The 19,014-nt window shown below is 68.0% G+C and carries 21 protein-coding genes; 20 read left to right on the top strand and 1 reads right to left on the bottom strand.

Translation table 11 applies throughout. The features are described 5' to 3' along the window. Window positions 1-2 precede the first annotated feature (2 nt). Complete coding sequence (locus ACZ50Z_RS03600) at window positions 3-494, bottom strand: Fur family transcriptional regulator (RefSeq protein ID WP_464482298.1); 492 nt, start codon at window positions 492-494, stop codon at window positions 3-5. Window positions 495-707: 213 nt separating this feature from the next. Here ACZ50Z_RS03600 and nicT point away from each other — a divergent pair, with 213 nt between their 5' ends. From nicT to ACZ50Z_RS03500, 20 genes are all read left to right on the top strand, one after another. After that, a complete protein-coding gene (gene nicT, locus ACZ50Z_RS03595) occupies window positions 708-1,814 on the top strand; it encodes a Nickel transporter NicT (protein ID WP_464486075.1) in 1,107 nt (368 codons plus the stop codon). Between the two features lie 98 nt (window positions 1,815-1,912). Continuing rightward, the gene (locus ACZ50Z_RS03590) at window positions 1,913-2,248 is read left to right on the top strand and encodes a hydrogenase maturation nickel metallochaperone HypA (protein ID WP_014942605.1); all 336 of its coding nucleotides are present in this window, start codon (window positions 1,913-1,915) and stop codon (window positions 2,246-2,248) included. Between the two features lie 46 nt (window positions 2,249-2,294). Beyond that, window positions 2,295-3,062 (top strand): hydrogenase nickel incorporation protein HypB, encoded by a 768-nt coding sequence (gene hypB, locus ACZ50Z_RS03585; RefSeq protein WP_464482297.1) that lies wholly within the window; start codon window positions 2,295-2,297, stop codon window positions 3,060-3,062. Window positions 3,063-3,331: 269 nt separating this feature from the next. Next, window positions 3,332-4,387, top strand: a complete 1,056-nt coding sequence (locus tag ACZ50Z_RS03580; protein WP_014942607.1) for an NADH-quinone oxidoreductase subunit B family protein — start codon at window positions 3,332-3,334, stop codon at window positions 4,385-4,387. A 115-nt stretch (window positions 4,388-4,502) separates the two neighbouring features. Beyond that, window positions 4,503-6,302 (top strand): nickel-dependent hydrogenase large subunit, encoded by a 1,800-nt coding sequence (locus tag ACZ50Z_RS03575; RefSeq protein WP_014942609.1) that lies wholly within the window; start codon window positions 4,503-4,505, stop codon window positions 6,300-6,302. 3 nt (window positions 6,303-6,305) lie between these two features. After that, a complete protein-coding gene (locus tag ACZ50Z_RS03570) occupies window positions 6,306-7,229 on the top strand; it encodes a NifU family protein (protein WP_014942610.1) in 924 nt (307 codons plus the stop codon). Beyond that, complete coding sequence (locus ACZ50Z_RS03565; protein ID WP_014942611.1) at window positions 7,226-7,867, top strand: DUF5947 family protein; 642 nt, start codon at window positions 7,226-7,228, stop codon at window positions 7,865-7,867. The genes ACZ50Z_RS03570 and ACZ50Z_RS03565 overlap by 4 nt, the downstream gene beginning before the upstream one ends. Next, the gene (locus tag ACZ50Z_RS03560) at window positions 7,864-8,508 is read left to right on the top strand and encodes a DUF6084 family protein (RefSeq protein ID WP_464482296.1); all 645 of its coding nucleotides are present in this window, start codon (window positions 7,864-7,866) and stop codon (window positions 8,506-8,508) included. The genes ACZ50Z_RS03565 and ACZ50Z_RS03560 overlap by 4 nt, the downstream gene beginning before the upstream one ends. Beyond that, window positions 8,505-9,860 (top strand): hypothetical protein, encoded by a 1,356-nt coding sequence (locus ACZ50Z_RS03555; protein WP_464482295.1) that lies wholly within the window; start codon window positions 8,505-8,507, stop codon window positions 9,858-9,860. Before ACZ50Z_RS03560 ends, ACZ50Z_RS03555 begins: the two co-directional genes overlap by 4 nt. Beyond that, window positions 9,848-9,967: a DUF6893 family small protein gene (locus ACZ50Z_RS03550; RefSeq protein WP_014942614.1), complete on the top strand. Its 120-nt coding sequence runs from the start codon at window positions 9,848-9,850 to the stop codon at window positions 9,965-9,967. Before ACZ50Z_RS03555 ends, ACZ50Z_RS03550 begins: the two co-directional genes overlap by 13 nt. 10 nt (window positions 9,968-9,977) lie before the next feature. Then, on the top strand, window positions 9,978-10,475 hold the full coding sequence (locus ACZ50Z_RS03545; RefSeq protein WP_014942615.1) for a hydrogenase maturation protease: 498 nt from the start codon (window positions 9,978-9,980) through the stop codon (window positions 10,473-10,475). A 3-nt stretch (window positions 10,476-10,478) separates the two neighbouring features. After that, a complete protein-coding gene (locus tag ACZ50Z_RS03540) occupies window positions 10,479-10,748 on the top strand; it encodes a HypC/HybG/HupF family hydrogenase formation chaperone (protein WP_464482294.1) in 270 nt (89 codons plus the stop codon). Window positions 10,749-10,758: 10 nt separating this feature from the next. Further along, a complete protein-coding gene (gene hypF / locus ACZ50Z_RS03535) occupies window positions 10,759-13,122 on the top strand; it encodes a carbamoyltransferase HypF (RefSeq protein WP_464482293.1) in 2,364 nt (787 codons plus the stop codon). Continuing rightward, the gene (locus tag ACZ50Z_RS03530; protein WP_464482292.1) at window positions 13,119-13,856 is read left to right on the top strand and encodes a HypC/HybG/HupF family hydrogenase formation chaperone; all 738 of its coding nucleotides are present in this window, start codon (window positions 13,119-13,121) and stop codon (window positions 13,854-13,856) included. Before hypF ends, ACZ50Z_RS03530 begins: the two co-directional genes overlap by 4 nt. Further along, the gene (locus ACZ50Z_RS03525) at window positions 13,853-14,527 is read left to right on the top strand and encodes a D-sedoheptulose-7-phosphate isomerase (protein WP_464482291.1); all 675 of its coding nucleotides are present in this window, start codon (window positions 13,853-13,855) and stop codon (window positions 14,525-14,527) included. Before ACZ50Z_RS03530 ends, ACZ50Z_RS03525 begins: the two co-directional genes overlap by 4 nt. Beyond that, window positions 14,524-15,636: a hydrogenase expression/formation protein HypE gene (gene hypE, locus ACZ50Z_RS03520; protein WP_464482290.1), complete on the top strand. Its 1,113-nt coding sequence runs from the start codon at window positions 14,524-14,526 to the stop codon at window positions 15,634-15,636. Before ACZ50Z_RS03525 ends, hypE begins: the two co-directional genes overlap by 4 nt. Window positions 15,637-15,648: 12 nt before the next feature. Continuing rightward, window positions 15,649-15,921: a HypC/HybG/HupF family hydrogenase formation chaperone gene (locus tag ACZ50Z_RS03515; protein WP_014942621.1), complete on the top strand. Its 273-nt coding sequence runs from the start codon at window positions 15,649-15,651 to the stop codon at window positions 15,919-15,921. Window positions 15,922-15,933: 12 nt separating this feature from the next. After that, on the top strand, window positions 15,934-17,064 hold the full coding sequence (gene hypD / locus ACZ50Z_RS03510) for a hydrogenase formation protein HypD (protein WP_464482289.1): 1,131 nt from the start codon (window positions 15,934-15,936) through the stop codon (window positions 17,062-17,064). Further along, a complete protein-coding gene (locus ACZ50Z_RS03505) occupies window positions 17,061-17,807 on the top strand; it encodes a DUF6390 family protein (RefSeq protein ID WP_268968583.1) in 747 nt (248 codons plus the stop codon). Before hypD ends, ACZ50Z_RS03505 begins: the two co-directional genes overlap by 4 nt. 21 nt (window positions 17,808-17,828) lie before the next feature. Then, window positions 17,829-18,953 carry an alkaline phosphatase family protein gene (locus ACZ50Z_RS03500; protein WP_464482288.1) on the top strand — a complete coding sequence of 375 codons (1,125 nt, stop codon included), beginning with the start codon at window positions 17,829-17,831 and terminating at the stop codon, window positions 18,951-18,953. The last annotated feature ends 61 nt before the right edge of the window (window positions 18,954-19,014 follow it).

Genomic DNA, 19,014 nt, shown 5'->3' with positions numbered 1-19,014 from the left:
CCTCAGCGGCGGCGAGGCCGGCTCGGCGATTGGTAGTCCTGGCACTGGGGACACACGCCGCGCAGCGTCAGCCCGGCCGCCTCCGACAGCGCGAAGGAGCTGGCCGCGATCGCATGCTCGAGCGCCAGGCTCAGCCGGCGGGCGGGCACCTCGATGATCGTGCCGCACTCGGTGCATACGGCATGGTGATGCGGAGCGGTGGCCAGCCCGTAGGTCGTGACACCCCCGTCGAGGGTCAGCGCGTGCAGCACCCCCTGATCGACGAGAGTGGTCACCGTGCGGTAGACCGTGGCCACGTCGGGCGCCTGGGCTCCCGGGGGCAGACACTCGCGCATGCGCTTGTCGATCTCGGCCACCGACAGGTGTCCGTTGACCGGCTCGAGCACCGCCAACACCTGGATCCGCGATGCCATCCGCCGCAGCCCGCGGGCGCGCAGCAGATCGCCGATCCTCTCGGTGACCGACGCGTCCGGCAGAGGCGGCTTGGGCGTCACCGGTTCAGTGTCACGCCGCGGCGCCGGGATCGCCAGCCCTCGACGTGATCGAAGGCCACGATTCTGCGATTCACTTGCATCTGGCGCGACGCGGAACTTACAGTCGTGCCGGTTGATTTCTGCCCGATACCGCAAGGACGCGCCGGAAGGACCCCAGTGGCCAGCACCGAGATCGACTGGCGGCCGTCACGGACGACCCGGCTTCTCGGCGCCTTGACAACAGCCTTGACAACAGCCTTGACGGCAGCGGAGTGGTGGCGCCTGGCCTCGATGCTGGCGGCCATCGTCGCGATGCACCTGATCGGCTGGTTCACCCTGGTGTTCTTGGTCGCGCCCGCCCAATACAGCTTGGGCGGCAAGGCTTTTGGTGTCGGCATCGGATTGACGGCCTACACCCTGGGCATGCGGCACGCCTTCGACGCCGACCACATCGCCGCCATCGACAACACCACCCGCAAGCTGATGAACGACGGGCAGCGGCCGCTGGCCGTCGGCTTCTTCTTTTCGCTGGGCCACTCCACGGTGGTGTTCGGATTGGCGCTGTTGCTGGCGTGCGGGGTGAAGAAGGTCGTCGGACCGGTCCAGGACGACTCCTCGACACTGCATCACTACACGGGGTTGATCGGCACCAGCGTCTCCGGCGTCTTCCTCTATGCGATCGCCCTCCTCAACGTCATCGTCCTGGTCGGCATCCTGCGCGTGTTCGCGCGACTGCGCCGCGGCGAATACGACCCCGACACCGACGGTGCCGAACTAGAGCGGCAATTGCAGAGCCGCGGACTGATGAACCGGCTGCTCGGCCGGCTCACCAAGTCGATCACCAAGTCCTGGCACTGCTATCCGGTCGGGTTGTTGTTCGGGCTCGGTTTCGACACCGCCACCGAGATCGCGCTCCTGGTGCTGGCCGGCACCAGCGCCGCCGCCGGGCTGCCGTGGTACGCCATCATGTGCCTGCCGGTGCTGTTCACCGCGGGCATGTGCCTGCTGGACACCATCGACGGGTCGTTCATGAACTTCGCCTACGGCTGGGCCTTTTCCAATCCGGTGCGCAAGATCTACTACAACATCACCATCACCGCGCTGTCGGTGGCGGTCGCCCTGCTGATCGGGAGCGTCGAACTGCTCATCTTGTTCGCCGACCAGTTCGGTTGGCGGGGCGGGTTCTGGAACTGGATCGGCGGGCTGGACCTCAACGCGGTGGGCTACGTCGTCGTCGGCATGTTCGTCGTCACCTGGGCGGTGGCCCTGCTCGTCTGGCGCTACGGCCGCATCGAAGAGAAGTGGGGCCCCGGCGATCTAGGAACCGAAGCCGCGTCCTAGCGGCTCACCGATCACGTCCGTTCGGGTGTAGAACAGGCTCATGGGCTCCTGCACATGCGCCCAGCCGTCGGACGGACCCCGCAGAGCGGTGGTCCGCGGTGCATGAGCTGTCGCTGTGCGAGGCGATCGCCGGGGTGGTCAGAGATCACGCCGACGGTCGGCACGTCGACGTGGTCCGCGTGCGGGTCGGCGCGCTTCGCCAGGTGGTGCCGGAGTCGTTGTCCTTCTGCTGGACCCTCGTGCGCGACGCCGAGGACATGCCCGACGCCGAACTGGAACTCGAATGCGTCAGCGCCGAAGTCAGCTGCCGGGCGTGCGGTCGGCACTCCGAGATCACCTCGCCGTGGTCGATCTGGTGTCCGCGCTGCGACAGCTCCGACGTCGAGGTGCTGCGTGGCAACGAATTCTTGGTCACGTCGATGGATGTCTCGTGAGCAGGGGCCGTGGCGTCGTCAGATGCCGCATCGAAAGGTGTTGAGCATGGGAAGATTTCATCGGCACGACGACGGGACCGTGCACACCCACGAGCACAGTGAACTGCCCCACGACCACGGCGACCACAGCAGCTACCGGACCGGCGGACAGCGCATCGAGGTGCTGGAGGCGATCTTCGCCGAGAACGACCTGCTCGCCGCGGCCAACCGGGAGGCGTTCGAGAGCCACGGTGTCCGCGTCCTGAACCTGATGAGCTCTCCCGGGTCGGGCAAGACCACCGTCCTGCAGGCGACCCTCGACGAACTCGCCGGTGACCTCGCGATCGGGGTGATCGAGGGCGATATCGCCACCGATCTGGACGCGGCAAAGCTTCGCGGCCGTGGCGCCCAGGTGTCACTGCTGAATACCAGCAACGGATTTGGCGGCGAATGCCATCTCGACGCGCCGATGATCGACCGCGCGCTGCCGGGCCTCGACCTGGCCGTGCTGGACCTGGTGGTCATCGAGAACGTCGGCAACCTGGTCTGCCCGGCCGAGTTCGATGTCGGCGAACACGCCAAGGCCATGGTCTATTCGGTGACCGAGGGCGAGGACAAGCCGCTGAAGTATCCGGTGATGTTCCGGTCGGTGGACGTGGTGCTGCTCAACAAGATCGACCTGGTGCCCCACATCGACGTAGACGTCGACACGTACATCACCCACGTCCGCAAAGTCAATGCGGCGGCGACGATCCTGCCGGTCAGCGCGCGCACCGGCGACGGCATGGGCGCCTGGTTCGGCTGGCTGCGGCGCTTCGCCGCCGAAGGAACCTGAACCAAGCCGTGCCGGAAGCGATTTTAGGTCCGCGCTCCTGCGAAGCGTTCGCAGGACAACCGGGCCCCGGATGAACGTCGAGATTCACCGACTTCACCAGGTGCCCAAAGGTTTTCGACGTTATATAACACGTGGCTACCAATCGGTAATGGTGAAACGTTGACAACGCCCGATAACGGGAGTAGACCCAAAAAATAGCGCTGCGCAAGTGGGCCGACGGTCGACTCCGGCGGCGCAGGAGCCCCAGCCCGGCTCCGGAAAGCTGCAGCATGCCAACGGAAGCAGCAGTCAAGGCAGAACAAACACTGATCCATGTTCTCTGGATCAACGCGGGCCTCAGTTGTGACGGTGATTCGGTGGCATTGACTGCTGCCACCCAGCCCAGCGTCGAGGAAATCGCATTGGGGGCACTGCCCGGACTCCCCCAGATCGCCGTGCACTGGCCCCTGATCGACTTCGAATGCGGACCCAACGGAGGCGCGGACGACTTCCTCGAGTGGTTCTTCAAAGCCGACCGCGGCGAGTTGGAACCTTTCGTGCTCGTCGTCGAAGGATCCATCCCGAACGAGAAGATCAAGGACGAGGGGTACTGGTGCGGGTTCGGCAACGACCCGGCCACCGGCCAGCCGATGACCACCAGCGAGTGGCTCGACCGGTTGGCGCCTAAGGCCACCGCGATCGTGGCGGTGGGGACCTGCGCCACCTACGGCGGCATCCATGCGATGGCCGGCAATCCGACCGGGGCGATGGGCGTGCCCGACTACCTGGGCTGGGACTGGAAGAGCAAGGCCGGCATACCGATCGTGTGTGTGCCAGGCTGCCCGATCCAGCCGGACAACCTCTCGGAGACCCTGACCTATCTGCTCTACATGGCGACCGATCAGGCGCCGATGATCCCGCTCGACGACGCGCTGCGCCCGCAGTGGTTGTTCGGCAAGACCGTGCATGAAGGTTGCGACCGGGCCGGCTACTACGAGCAGGGCGACTTCGCCACCGAGTACGGTTCGCCGAAATGCATTGTCAAGCTTGGCTGTTGGGGGCCAGTGGTCAAGTGCAACGTGCCCAAGCGCGGGTGGATCAACGGTGTCGGCGGCTGCCCCAACGTTGGCGGCATCTGCATCGGCTGCACGATGCCGGGGTTCCCCGACAAGTTCATGCCGTTCATGGATGAGCCACCGGGAGGCAAGATCTCGAGCACCGCGTCGGGTTTGTACGGAACCGTGATTCGCAGTCTGAGGGGTATCACGGAACGCACCGTCGACAAAGAGCCGAGGTGGCGCCACAACGGCGACAAACTCACCACCGGAGCGCGCCGCACCTGGTAGGTCACCTACCAGGTGGGCACGCTCCCTCCTCTAGTTCCGGACGAAGAGCCGTCGCCGCATCCGCCAACACGGACAGCAGCCATAGCGGGAAGACAAAGCGGGAAGAAGTAGCGCGATGACAACCATCATTCCTGAACCCACCCACGCCGCACGGGAACCCGGCCAATTGGTCGAAATGGCCTGGGATCCCATCACCAGGATCGTAGGCAGCCTGGGCATCTACACCAAGATCGACTTCGAGAACAAGGAAGTCGTCGAGTGCCACAGCACCTCGTCGATCTTCCGGGGCTACTCGATTTTCATGAAGGGCAAGGATCCTCGCGACGCACACTTCATCACCAGCCGCATCTGCGGTATCTGCGGCGACAACCACGCGACCTGCTCGTGCTACACGCAGAACATGGCCTACGGGGTCAAGCCACCGCATCTGGGCGAGTGGATCGTCAATCTCGGTGAGGCCGCGGAATACATGTTCGACCACAACATCTTTCAGGAGAACCTCGTCGGGGTGGACTTCTGCGAGAAGATGGTCTCCGAGACCAACCCCAGCGTGCTCTCGCTGGCCGAGAAGACACCGGCACCGCACGCGGACGCCCACGGCTACAAGACGATCGCGGACATCATGCGATCGCTCAACCCGTTCAGCGGTGAGTTCTACCGCGAAGCGCTGGTGGTCAGCCGCTACACGCGCGAGATGTTCTGTCTGATGGAAGGGCGTCACGTGCACCCCTCCACGCTGTACCCCGGCGGCGTCGGCACCGTCGCAACCATCCAGTTGATGACCGACTACATGACCCGGCTGATGCGCTACGTCGAGTTCATGAAAAAGGTTGTGCCCATGCACGACGACCTGTTCGACTTCTTTTACACCGCCCTGCCCGGTTACGAGAAGGTCGGGCTGCGCCGCACCCTGCTGGGCTGCTGGGGCTCCTTCCAGGACCCCGAAGTGTGCAACTTCGAATACAAGGACATGGAAAGCTGGGGCAACGCGATGTTCGTCACCCCGGGTGTGGTGGTCGACGGCAAACTGGTCACCCACTCGTTGGTGGACATCAACCTGGGAATCCGAATCCTCTTGGGTAGTTCGTATTACGACGACTGGACCGACCAGGAGATGTTCGTCAAAACCGATCCGCTGGGTAACGCGGTGGACCGGCGTCACCCATGGAACCAGCACACCAACCCGCACCCGCAGAAGCGGGACCTGGAGGGCGGCAAGTACAGCTGGGTGATGTCTCCGCGCTGGTTCGACGGCAAGGACCATCTGGCGCTGGACACCGGCGGCGGCCCGCTGGCGCGGCTGTGGTCGACCGCTCTTGCCGGCCTGGTCGACATCGGCTACGTCAAGGCGACCGGCAACAGCGTCAAGATCAACCTGCCCAAGACGGCCCTGAAGGGGCCAGTCGAGTTGGAGTGGAAGATCCCCCAATACGGCAGCAACACGATCGAACGCGATCGGGCGCGCACCTACTTCCAGGCTTACGCGGCCGCGAGTGCGCTGCACTTCTGCGAGAAGGCGCTCGAGGAGATCCGTGCCGGGCGCACCAAGACGTGGGAGAAGTTCGACGTGCCCGACGAGGCCATTGGCTGCGGGTTCACCGAGGCGGTCCGCGGCGTGCTCAGCCACCACATGGTGATCCGGGACGGCAAGATCGCCAACTATCACCCGTATCCGCCGACGCCGTGGAACGCCAACCCGCGCGACAGCTATGGCACCCCCGGGCCGTATGAGGATGCGGTGCAGGGCCAGCCGATCTTCGAGGAGAACGGCCGGGACAACTTCAAGGGGATCGACGTCATGCGCACGGTGCGCAGCTTCGATCCGTGCTTGCCCTGTGGTGTGCACATGTACCTGGGTAAGGGCAGGTCCCTGGACAGACTGCACACGCCGACCCAGTCACCCGTCGGGGAGTAACACATGGCGGATCGCCCGAACAAGTCCGCGAACGACGCGCAGTGGCGTGAAGCGGGCGATCGGATCCAGACACTGCTCGATTCCTGCGCGGCGAGTGGAACCGCCGCCCACGACCGCGCGCAGCAACTGGTTCGCGAAGTGGTCGGGCTGTACGGTGCCGGGCTGCAGCGGATCATGCGAATGGCCGATGATCCTGGCCCCGGCGGCGGCCTGGCCGAGCGGCTGGCCACCGACGACCTGGTGGCCAGCCTGCTCCTAGTGCACGGACTGCATCCGCACGACACGCATCGCCGGGTCGCCGATGCGCTGGACCGGGTGCGGCCCTATCTGGGTTCGCACGGCGGGGACGTCGACCTCCTCGAGATCGACGGTGACACCCTGCGTTTGGCGTTCACCGGCAGCTGCAAGAGCTGCCCCTCGTCCGCGGTGACGCTGGAGCTGGCCGTGCAGGACGCGGTCCGCGCGGCGGCCCCGGAGATCTCCTCGATCGAGGTGGTGACCGCGCAGGCCGCCGCGCCCACGGCCGTGATTCCCGCCGAATCGCTTCTGACGAACCTACATTCGAACGGGCAGGCGCCGGCCGACTGGCACCCGATTCCCGAGCTGGCCGAGCTGGCACCCGGCGAGGCCGGAGGATTCGTGATCGCCGGCGCCGCCATCGTGGCGTGCCGGGTCGACGACCGCACGTTCGCCTACCGAGATCACTGCCCGGCGTGTGACGGCTCCCTGGCCGGTTCGCAACTGCACGGCGCGCTGCTGCGCTGCGCGGGCTGCTTGACGGACTTCGACATCGTTCACGCGGGACTGCGCGCCGGGGCCGACGCCGCCGCGGGATCGCCGATCCATCTCGATCCGATTCCGCTGTTGACCCGCGACGGCCTGCCGTCGGTGGCGCTGCGGGCCGAGGCCATGGGAGCCCCGGCATGACAACCCCCTACGACGTCCTGGCACGCATCAGCAGCGACCGGGCCCCCGAACCGGCCGGCGAGCGCTGCGAAATGTGCTCGGAGCGCATCGCCGACGAACACCAGCACGTCGTCAATGTGGCCGACCGGCAACTGATGTGCGTCTGTCGCGCCTGTTATCTGCTGTTCACCGACTCCCACGCCGAGTTGCGCTACCGCGCGGTGCCCGACCGGTATTTGTCCTTTCCCGACTTCGCGCTGGACCGCCTGGTGTGGGAGGCGCTGCAGATCCCGGTCGGGGTCGCCTTCTTCTTCACCAACTCGGAGCTGGGCCACACCGTCGCGTTCTATCCGGGCCCGGCGGGGGCCACCGAGTCCGAGCTGGACATGGACGTGTGGGACACCATTCGCGGCGCCGACCGGCGGGTGGACCTGCTGGCCGACGACGTGGAGGCGCTGCTCGTGCGCGTCCCCGACGGTCCCGAAGACGGCGAATTACCGCAGCCGGAAAGCTATTTGGTCCCGATCGACGCGTGCTACGAATTCGTCGGGCGGATGCGACTGCTGTGGCGCGGCTTTGACGGTGGCCAGCAGGCGCGCGAATTCATCGACGGCTTCTTCGACGGGCTCGCCGCCCGGGCAGTGCAGACGCGGCGATGAACGTGAGCTTCACGGTTCTGGACGTGACGGCCGAACCGTACACCGTCAGCCCCGCCCTCACCGCCCGCGTCGGCGTCACCACCAGCGGGGGGGACTCGGTGCACGCCCTCGCCCTGCGGTGCCAGGTGAGGATCGAGCCGCTGCGCCGTCCCTACTCCGACGACGAAGCGGCCGGCCTGACGGACTTGTTCGGCGCCCGAGAACGCTGGGCGAGCACCCAACGCACCTTCCTGTGGCAGCACTGCAGCGCCATGGTGCCGGGGTTCACCGGCAGCACGACCGCGGCGCTGCCCCTGGCCTGCACCTACGACTTCGAGGTAGCTGGCGCCAAATATCTGCACGCGCTGCGCGGCGGGACGGTACCGCTGCAATTCCTCTTCAGCGGAACACTTTTCGTCAACTCCGAACGCGGCTTCTCAGTTCATCAGGTGCCGTGGGACTGCGAGGACCGCTACGAGATGCCGGTCACGGTCTGGCGGGAGCTGATCGAGCAACACTATCCCAACAGCGGCTGGATCCGGCTGAACCACGAAACCATCACGGAGCTGGCCGGTTACAAATCCGCCCGGGGAATGCTCGACCTCGACGAGGCCATCACCTCCTTGCTGGACGCCACCGCCGATCGCGAGGTGGCGCAATGACGGCGACCTGGGAGCGCGCCCGCGCCGTCGCCGACGCGGTGCTCTACGAGGGCTACCTGCTCTACCCGTACCGGGGCACGTCGAGCAAGAATCAATCACGTTGGCAGTTCGGCGTTTTGGGTCCGTGCGGTGCGTGCGACGCCGGCCTCGGTGAGGATCCCACCCTGGCCGCGGAGTTTCTGGTCGAGGGCGCGCGGGCGCTGACCTTGGTGCTGCGTTTCCTGCAGCTGCAACACCGCCGAGCCGAGCGGGAAACGAGTGACGGCTTCGAGCCCGTCGACGAGCTCATTACCCCGGCCGGGTCGTGGCTGACCTGGGACGAAGCCGTGGAGTGCGAAATCGCGTTCGGCCCCCTGGAATTTGACGATCAACCGTGGTCGCTGCCGGTGACGGCCGATGCGGCCACCGATGTCGAACTCCTCGACGGCGGGCGGTTGGTTCGCGAACGACGTCAGGTGCGTGGCGTGCTGAGCGTCACCAGCGAGCCCGACGGCGCCCTGCGGCGCGTCTCGGTCCGGGTGGACAACACCGGCGCGGCCCCGCGCGACAAGGGGGACGCCGCCGCGCGCTCGATGATCGGTACGCACCTCATCGCCGAAGTAGTTGGTGGCCAGTTCGTCTCGCTGCTCGAGCCACCGCAGACCGCGACCGATGCCGTGTCCCGGTGCCGCCGGCATCGCTGCTTCCCGGTGCTGGCCGGTCCGCCGGGCACCCGCGACACGCTGCTGATCTCACCGATCATTCTCTACGACCACCCCGAGGTCGCCGAACAGAGCGACACGGCCTTATACGACTGCACCGAGATCGACGAGATACTCACCCTGCGCGTGATGACCATGACGGACGAGGAGAAGGCGCAGGCCCGGGCGACCGACCCGCGGGCGGCACGAATCATCGACGAGTGTGACGCCATGTCACCCGAGGCGATGGTCCGGCTGCACGGTGTGCTGCGCGATCCGCACTCGGCGCGCGTGCCCACCGGTTTGGTACCCGAGATTCCCGAAGGTATCGATTGGTGGGATCCGCTGGCGGACAACGCCGTCCGGCCCGAGATCGACGCGGTTTTGGTGAACGGGGTCCGAATCGCCAGGGGCAGCATGGTCCGGTTGCGGCCCCGGCGCAACGCCGACGCCCAGGACATCTTCGTCGCCGGCAAAACCGCCCGTGTCACGTCGGTGCATGAGGACGTCGAGGGCCATAAGCACGTCGCCGTGGTCGTCGACGACGACCCGGCCGCGGACCTGCACGACTGGTACGGCCGGTACTTGTACTTCTCCCCCGACGAAGTCGAACCGCTGCATTTGCAGCAGAACACAACAGTCCCCGAAAGGAGTCCGACATGGAAGTCCTAGGTTGGATCTTCATCGCCATCATCGCGCTGGTGGCGGCGATCGCGTTGGCGCTCGGCGTGGTATCGCTGCCCGATGCCCGCCGCTATCTCAAGTTGAGGCGGATGTAGCCGAGCCACCATGACAGCGCGCATCCTGGTAGCCGGGATCGGCAACATCTTCCTGGGCGACGACGGATTCGGATCGCAAGTGGTCCGCAACGCCGAACTGCCCCAGGATGATCCGACGGTCCAGGTGATCGACTATGGAATCCGAGGCATGCACCTGGCCTATGACCTGCTCGAGGACTGGGACACGCTGGTGCTCGTCGACGCCGTACCCAGCCGGGGGCATCCGGGCACGTTGCACGTCTTTCAGGCCGATCACGAATCACCTTCGCAAACAACCGGTCTGGACGGACACAGCATGGACCCGGCCGCGGTATTCGCCAGCCTGCGGGCCCTGGGCGGCCGTCCGCCCTACACCGTGGTCGTCGGGTGCGAGGCTGGCAGCGTGCAGGAGGGAATCGGCCTGACCGAACCGGTCGCCCAGGCCGTCCCGCGGGCGGCGCGGGCGGTGGAAGAGATTGTCGCGGCGTTGCACGGCGCGCCATTACCCGCGGCCGAAGGCGGGTGCTGAATCATGTGTCTGGGCATACCGGGGCAGGTCGTCGCCATGCTGGACGGTTTTGCCGGGCAGCTGGCGCTGGTCGACGTGGTCGGCAAACAGCGCAAGGTGAACGTCGGCATGTTGCCGGAAGAGACGTTCGCGCCGGGCGATTGGGTGATCATCCACATGGGCTTCGTCGTGGAGAAGACCGACCGGGCCGGGGCGGAGCAGGCCATGGCCGGCCTGGAGTTGATGGGCCGGGGCCGGGCCGGGCCTATGGACGGTCCAGCGGAGGCCGGTTGAGATGACGGACATGGCCGAAGCCCCCGTGCTCTTGCGGTCGCAGGAGGTGCGGCAGGGCGTCACGGTGACCGGCGTGGTGCAGGGGGTGGGCTTCCGCCCGTTCGTGCATCGGATCGCGACCGAACTGGGCCTGTCCGGATTCGTCGGCAACGACTCGGGGGCGGTGTTCGTCGAGGTGCAGGGCCGGCGTGCCCGCCTGGCGGAATTCTGCCGGCGGCTGCGCGCCGACGCTCCGCCGCTGGCGCGGATCGCCGAGGTGCGGGTGATCGACCTCGAGGTCGATCCCGAATGCGCACCCGAATTCCGCATCGTGACAAGCCAACCGGCCCCCGGTGTGACCACACCGATTCCGCCCGACGTCGCGGTGTGCGACGACTGCGTCGCCGAGCTGTTCGACCCCCTGGATCGCCGCTATCGGCACCCGTTCGTGACGTGTACCAACTGCGGCCCCCGGTTCACCATCATCGAAGGGTTGCCCTACGACCGCCCCGCCACCACGATGTCGGCCTTCGCCATGTGCGCACGCTGCGCCGCCGAATACCACGATCCGGCGAATCGCCGCTTCCATGCGCAGCCGATCGCCTGCCCGGACTGCGGACCGACCCTGCGTTTCCGCTCGGCGACCGGTGACGTACGCGGAGCGGATGCGGCCTTGGCCGCCACGCAGAGTGCGCTGGCCGCCGGCGCCGTGGTGGCCATCAAGGGCATCGGCGGCTACCACCTGGCCTGTCAGGTCGACGACCCGGCGGCGGTCGCCGTGCTGCGGGGGCGTAAGGCCCGCGGCGCCAAGCCCTTTGCCGTCCTGGTCCGCGATCTCGACGCCGCGCGCCGCTACGCCCACGTCGACGACACCGAGTCCGCCGTGCTGTCCGGTCCGGCCCGCCCGATCGTGTTGCTGCGGCGGCTGCCCACCGCGCCGGTCGCCGAGGCCGTGGCGCCCGGCAGCCCGCTGCTCGGGTTGATGCTCCCGTACTCCCCCCTTCATCACCTGCTGCTGGCACCCGTACCGGGCATCGCCGGGCCGGTGCCCGATGCGCTGGTGCTGACCAGTGCCAACCGCTCCGACGAGCCGATCTGCTTCACCGATGACGATGCCGCGCAGAGGCTTCCGGCGCTCTGCGACGCGGTTCTCGACCATGACCGGCCGATCCACGTGCCGTGCGACGACTCGGTGGTGCGCGTCGTCCGAGACCGGGACGGGGCACACGAGCTTCCGATCCGCCGTTCCCGCGGGTACGCGCCGCTGCCGGTCGAGCTACGTCTCGAGGGGCCGGCCGTGCTGGCCGTGGGCGGGGAATTGAAGAACACCTGCTGCCTCACCGACGGCTCGCGGGCCTACCTGTCCGGCCACATCGGTGACATGGCCACCTGGGAGACGCTGCGCGCCTTCGAGCGTGCGGTGGGTCAGCTCAGCGAGATACGCGGCGCGCCCGAGCGTATGGCCGCCGATCTGCATCCCGGATACCACACCCGAAGCTGGGCGGAGCGCCACGCGGGGAACCGGCCGCTGGACCTGGTTCAGCACCACCACGCCCACGTGGTGTCGCTGCTGGCCGAACACGGGCGCATCGGCGAACCCATCGTCGGGGTCGCCTTCGACGGCACGGGTTATGGCTGCGACGAAACGATCTGGGGCGGCGAGATTCTGGCGCTCGGCACCGGCAGCCACCATTTCGTCCGGGCCGGCCACCTGTTGCCGGTGCCGCTACCCGGCGGCGACGCGGCGGTGCGCAATCCGTGGCGGATGGCGCTGTCCCAGCTATGGATGGCCGACATCGACTGGACCCCGGATCTGGCGCCGGTCGCCGCCGCGACCGGCGACGAACTGCGGCTCACCCGTTCGCAACTCGAGACCGGGACGGGCTGTGTGCCGTGTTCGAGCATGGGCCGGCTGTTCGACGCCGTCGCTTCCCTGCTCGGGGTGCGGCACCGCATCGACTACGAAGGGCAGGCCGCCGTCGAACTCGAGGCGCTGGCGGAGTCGGCCGACCACGATCCCGATCGGCCTGCGCCGTCGTTGCCGCTGGCGGTGCGTCCCGACGGGGTGATCGATCCGACGCCGATGGTGCAAACGATGGTCGCGGCGCTGTACGCCGGGACACCGCGTGCGGTACTGGCCTTGGCCTTTCACCACGCGATCGCGGACGCGGTCGCCGGTGCGGTCGCGCGGGTGGCCGGCGCCACCCGGCTGGTGGGGCTTACGGGCGGGGTGTTCCAGAACGTTCTGCTGCTGCAATCCTGCCGTGACCTATTGCGGTGCAGGGGGTTTGAGGTTCTCACCCATCACATTGTGCCGCCGAACGACGGTGGCTTGGCGCTGGGCCAAGCCGTGGTCTCGGCGCTGATCGCGCAGGAGGAGGTGTTGACGCGATGACTGTGACCGCCGTCGATCACGGCCTGAGCTCCGAGCTGGCCGAAGATCTTGCCGCGACGGCGTTGACGCTCGCCAAACGATTCGCCGCCGGTGCCACCATGTGGTCCATCGCGCCCTCGTGGGAACCGCACGCCATGCACATCGCCGTCGAATTCGTGCATCCGGTGATCATGGGCAAACGGGCCTTGCCCGCGGTGGCGCTCACCGGACCCGACCTGGTCGACCTGGTGCGGGTATCGGTGCGGCCCGGCGACATCGTGGTCGCGGTCTCCGGTGCGACGGACGCGCAGGTGCGCTCGGTGATGCGCCGCGGCCCGGCCTGGGGCACCACCACGATTTGGATCGGCAGCGGCGATCCGCCCGACGCCGCCATGGCCGATCACGTGCTCTGGCTCGACGATCCCGATCCGCGGGTGCCCGCCACCGGCGGCTTCGTGCTGTTCTATCACCTGCTGTGGGAGCTGACCCACGTGTGCTTCGAGCACGCGGGCTTGCTCAAACCCGGCCGCTGCGACGACGACGAGGCGGCCTGCGTGACCTGTAGCGACGAGGGTCGGCTGGGCGAAGTGATGAGCGCGTCGGTCGACGGTCAGGCGACGGTGCGCACCGCGCGCGGCGTCGAGAACGTGATCACCGCATTGGTCGACCCGGTGGCCGCCGGCGAGCTGGTGCTGGTGCACGCCGGCACGGCGATCAGCCGCGTCTGCGACGAAGAGCCAGAAGGTGTTTCATGAGCCCCGCCGACGAACCCACCAACTTCTTGTACCCGTTCATCGACGCGCAAGAAGATGACCCCTCGTCGCTGCTCGCCGACCTGGCCGCATCGGCGCACGCCAAGGCATCCGAAAGCCGGGCGCTGCGGCACTCCACCCTGGAGGCCAACGCCGAGCTGCTGGCGGCGGCGGCCGCCGAGCTGGCGCGCCGGTTCGCCGCCGGCGGACGGCTGTTCACCTTCGGAAACGGCGGCAGCTGCACCGATTCCACCACGCTGGCGGCCTTGTTCGCGCGGCCACCGCTCGGCAAGCCGCTACCGGCCTGGTCGCTGACCGCCGATCAGGCGATCCTTACCGCCTTGGGTAACGACGTCGGCTTCGAGCTCGTCTTCGCCCGCCAGCTGATCGCGCGCGCGGCGGCCGGTGACATCGCGATCGCGATGTCGACCAGCGGCAACTCCCCCAACCTGCTGACCGCGCTGGCCGAGGCCCGCCGCCGCGGCCTGTACACCATCGGTTTCGCCGGCTACGACGGGGGCGCCTTCGCCGACAACCCGAATGTGGACGCCTGCTTCGTCGTTCGTTCGCAAAGCGTGCACCGGATCCAGGAATCCCAGGCGCTGTTGGGCTACCAGTTGTGGTTGGCGGTCCACGAACGGCTCGCGGGCGATCACGGTGTGGGGGCGGCATGAATCCTTCAGCAGGTGACTACCTTTCGTCGGGTCCGCGGTTCGCCGAAGGCGACGTGATCGAGCGGATCGAGTCGTTTCGCCGGCGCCGTCCCCGGCTGCTCGACGAGCAGGTGACCCTGGCGCATGGCGCGGGCGGCAAGGCGTCGGCGGCGCTGATGGACGCGGTGTTCATGGAGGCGTTTCGCAACCCGCTGCTCGAGACGCTGGGCGACGGCGCGGTCCTCACGTTGCCCAGCGGCGAACGCGTGGCGATGTCGACGGACTCGTTTGTGGTGGCTCCCAGGCGTTTTCCCGGCGGCTCGATCGGCGAGCTCGCCGTGCACGGCACCTGCAACGACCTGGCGGTGGCCGGCGCCGTGCCATCGTGGATCTGCGCGGCCTTCGTGCTCGAAGAAGGGTTCGGAATCGCCGAGCTCAAAGAGATCGTCGCCGACATGGCGGCCGCGGCCGCGGCCGCCGGCGTGCAGATCGTCACCGGCGACACCAAGGTGGTGCCCAAGGGGGCGGCCGACGGCCTGTTCATCACCACCACCGGGGCCGGAGTCATCCCCGCCGGCCGCGCGCTGTCGGCGCAGTCGGTGCGCACCGGGGACAAGGTGCTGCTGTCGGGGTCGATGGGCGATCACGGCATGGCCGTCATGCTCGCCCGCGGCGATCTGGCCATCGAGGCCGACATCGCCTCCGACACCGCCTCGGTGAGCCCGTTGGTGGAGTTGCTGATGGCGGCCGCCCCGTCCACCCGGTGGCTGCGCGACGCGACGCGGGGCGGGGTGGGCACCGTGTGCAACGAGCTGGCCCAGGCCTGCGGCCTGGGGGTACTGCTCGACGAGGAGCGACTTCCGGTGGCGCCCATGGTCAATGGCGCCTGCGAGCTGCTCGGCATCGATCCGCTCTACGTCGCCAACGAGGGCAAGTTCGTCGCCGTCGTCGCACCTGAGGAGGCGCGGGCGGGGTTGGACGCGTTGCGGTCCCATCCGCTGGGCGCCGATGCGGCCGAGGTCGGCGAGATCGTCACCGAACCCGCCGAAAGCGTGGTGCTGCGTACGGGATTCGGCGGCACCCGCATCGTGGACATGCTGGTAGGGGACCCGCTGCCGAGGATCTGCTGAAAGGAGCTGCACATGTGCCTTGGGATTCCGGGCCGGATCGTGGAAATCACCGATCCCGCCACCTGTTTGGCGAAGGTCGACGTGAGCGGCGTGCAACGGACCATCAGCGTCCGGTTGCTGGAGAACGACCTGCCCGCGCCCGACGACTGGGTGCTGGTCCACGTCGGTTTCGCGATGGCCAAGATCGACGAGACCGAGGCGTTGCTCACGCTGGCCGCCATCAAGAAACTCGGCGACACCTACACGACCGAAATGCAGGCCTTCGACTCGTCGGCCATCGTTTGACTAGGAGCGGCAATGAAATTCGTCGACGAATTCCGCGACCCCGCCGCGGCCCGCAAGCTGCTGGTGGCTATCGAGCGCCTGGCCGGGACCGGCGGCGAGGACTTCAAGTTCATGGAGGTGTGCGGCGGGCACACGCACACCATCTACCGGCACGGCATCGAGCACCTGCTGCCCGCCAACGTCGAGCTCGTGCACGGGCCGGGCTGCCCGGTGTGCGTGATCCCGATGGGACGCATCGACGACGCGATGTGGCTGGCCGGCCAGCCCGACGTGATCTTCACCTGTTTCGGCGACATGATGCGGGTGCCCGGCTCGCACGGCAGCCTGCTGCATGCCAAGGCCCGCGGCGCCGACGTGCGGTTCGTCTACTCGCCGCTGGACGCGTTGAAGATCGCGATCGACAACCCGGCCAAACAGGTGGTGTTCTTCGCCATCGGTTTCGAGACCACCGCGCCGTCGACCGCAGTGACGCTCGTGCGGGCGCGTGAGTTGGGCCTGGCCAATTTCAGCGTCTTCTGCAACCACGTCACGATCGTGCCGCCGATCAGGGCCATCCTGGAATCCCCGGACCTGCGGCTGTCGGGTTTCATCGGCCCGGGGCACGTGTCCACGGTGGTGGGCAACCGGCCCTACCGGTTCGTCCCGGACGTCTATCGAAAGCCGTTGGTGGTGGCAGGTTTCGAACCGCTGGACATCCTGGCCTCCGTCGCGATGTTACTGACCCAGATCCGCGACGGGCGCTGCGAAGTGGAGAACCAGTACAAGCGCGTGGTGCCCGAGCACGGCAACCCTGCCGCGTTGGCGTTGATGGGCAAGGTGTTCGCGCTGCGCCCGCACTTCGAATGGCGCGGTCTGGGCTTCATCTCGCAAAGCGCCCTGCGGCTCCACGACGACTTCGCCGGGTTCGACGCCGAGCTGCGATTCGCGATGCCCGGCGTGCGGGTCGCCGACCCGAAGGCCTGCCAGTGCGGTGAGGTCCTCAAGGGCGTCCTCAAGCCGTGGGAATGCAAGGTTTTCGGTACCGCGTGCACCCCCGAGACCCCGATCGGGACCTGCATGGTGTCACCCGAAGGGGCCTGCGCGGCCTACTACAACTTCGGACGGATGCATCGCGACGCCGTGAAGCTGGTGAGCCGCGCTTGACCGACGACCGAGGCCTCGAAAAGGGCGCTGCAATGTTCGCCCGCTACGCGTATGCGCCCAACGCGTTGGGCTATTGCGGCCCGCCGTTAGGAGCCACCCTGCGCGACGGGTCGGTCGACGACGTGCGCGCCGCGGCGAGGAAGTTCTCCGGCGCGTGGCCGTACCTGCGGGTCCTCTCGGAGCTGACCGGCATCGCCGACCCGCTGGATTACCGGTTGGTGGAGTCGTATTGGCTCGGCGGCGGCGTCGCCGCCGAGCTGGATCCGCAGCAGTTCCTCGCCGCGTTGCTGGCGATCCTCGGCCCGCAAGCAGGCCAATACTGGTCGCATCTCACGCCGGACCTGGCGTGCGAGGCCGCCGCAAACCACTGCTTTCACGTCTTCGGGATCTACCCGTGGACGCGGTTCCTGGGCCGGAATTGCGACGAGCAGCCGTTGAGCGTGCTGGATAACTGCCGAATCAGTTCCGGCACAGTGCTTTCCCGCGACGGGGACCGCGTCGAGGTGCTGTGCCGGAACCTGGCCTGGAACGGTCAGGCGCTCACGCTGTCGAAACCGTCGGCGCGGGTGCTCGAGGTGTGGGCAGACGGATACAGCGCGGTGCCCGATGCGGCCGCCGGAGATGTGGTCGCGATGCACTGGGGCCGGCTGTGCGGTCGACTCTCGCCGGCGCAGCTTTGCGCGCTCACCGACAGCACGCACCGCCAACTGCTGGTGACCGACCAGCGACTGGCGCGCGTCTAGCTTCGACGTCAGACTGGCCCGGTGCCCGGTTCCCTGCGCGACGTGCTGCCCGCCGCGGCCGCCCTGCTCGGAGTTCCCGGCGCGGTCGACAAGCTCGCGGTGACGGACCGGGTCGGCTCCGATCGGATCGACCGGGTGCTCGTCGTGCTGGTGGACGGGCTGGGCTGGCACCTGCTTCCGCAGCTGGCCGGCGACGCCCCGCTGCTGGCCTCCGTGCGCAGCGGCGCCACCGGCCGGCTGACCCAGCTGGAGTGCACCTTCCCGTCGACCACGCCGACCAGCCTGGTGTCCCTGGGCACCGGCGCGGCGCCCGGCGAGCACGGCATCCTGGGCTTCACTCTCCGGGTACCGGGCACCGAGACGGTGCTCAACCATGTCCGCTGGCGCGACGACCCATCGCCCGCAATCTGGCAGCCGGTGCCGACGTGGTTCCAGCGGATCAAAGAGGCCGGCGTCAGCGCCCGCGCGGTGCTGCCGGCGCTGTTCCTCGGCAGTGGGCTGACCGAGGCCGCGTACCGCGGCGCGGAATTCCGCCCGGCCGGCCCCGACGACGACTACGCGCGACTGGTGGTCGACGACCTGCGCTCGGCGCCCGGGCTGGTCTACGCCTACACCGCCGAGCTCGACACCGCGGCCCATGTCTTCGGTGTCGGCTCCGAACAATGGCATGCGGCGGCGGCCAGCGTCGACGCACTGCTCTCGCGCCTGCTCGAGGCGCTGCCGCCGCACGCGGCGCTGCTGGTGACCGCCGACCACGGTGGCCTCAACGTCCCGCCCGGGGCCCGTATCGACCTCGACGCCGACCCCCGGCTGGCCCAGGGAATACGGGTGGTCGCCGGCGAGCCCCGGGTCCGCTACCTGCACACCGAGCCGGGCGCCGGGCCCGACGTGCGGGCCGCATGGGCCGAGGTGCTGGGTAACCGGGCCACCGTGTACAGCCGCGAACAGGCGGTGGCCACCGGAATGTTCGGGCCGGTCGCCCCGCGGCACCGGGAGCGGCTCGGCGACGTGGTGGTCGTCTGCTCGGGCGACGCGGCGGTGCTGGCCAGCGCGCACGAGCCCCCGGAAGCGGCCCGCCTGGTCGGTTTCCACGGCGGAGCCAGCCCGGCCGAGATGGCGATTCCACTGATGGTTTTTCGGCCGTAGTCGCAGGCAAACACGCACCGGACTCGGATCGAGTTCACAGCTCGTTCGGACCGTTCACCAG

It is taken from the genome of Mycobacterium sp. NTMscope_MAC_269, from assembly GCF_976985695.1.
This window is presented reverse-complemented; position numbering and strand designations above follow the sequence as displayed.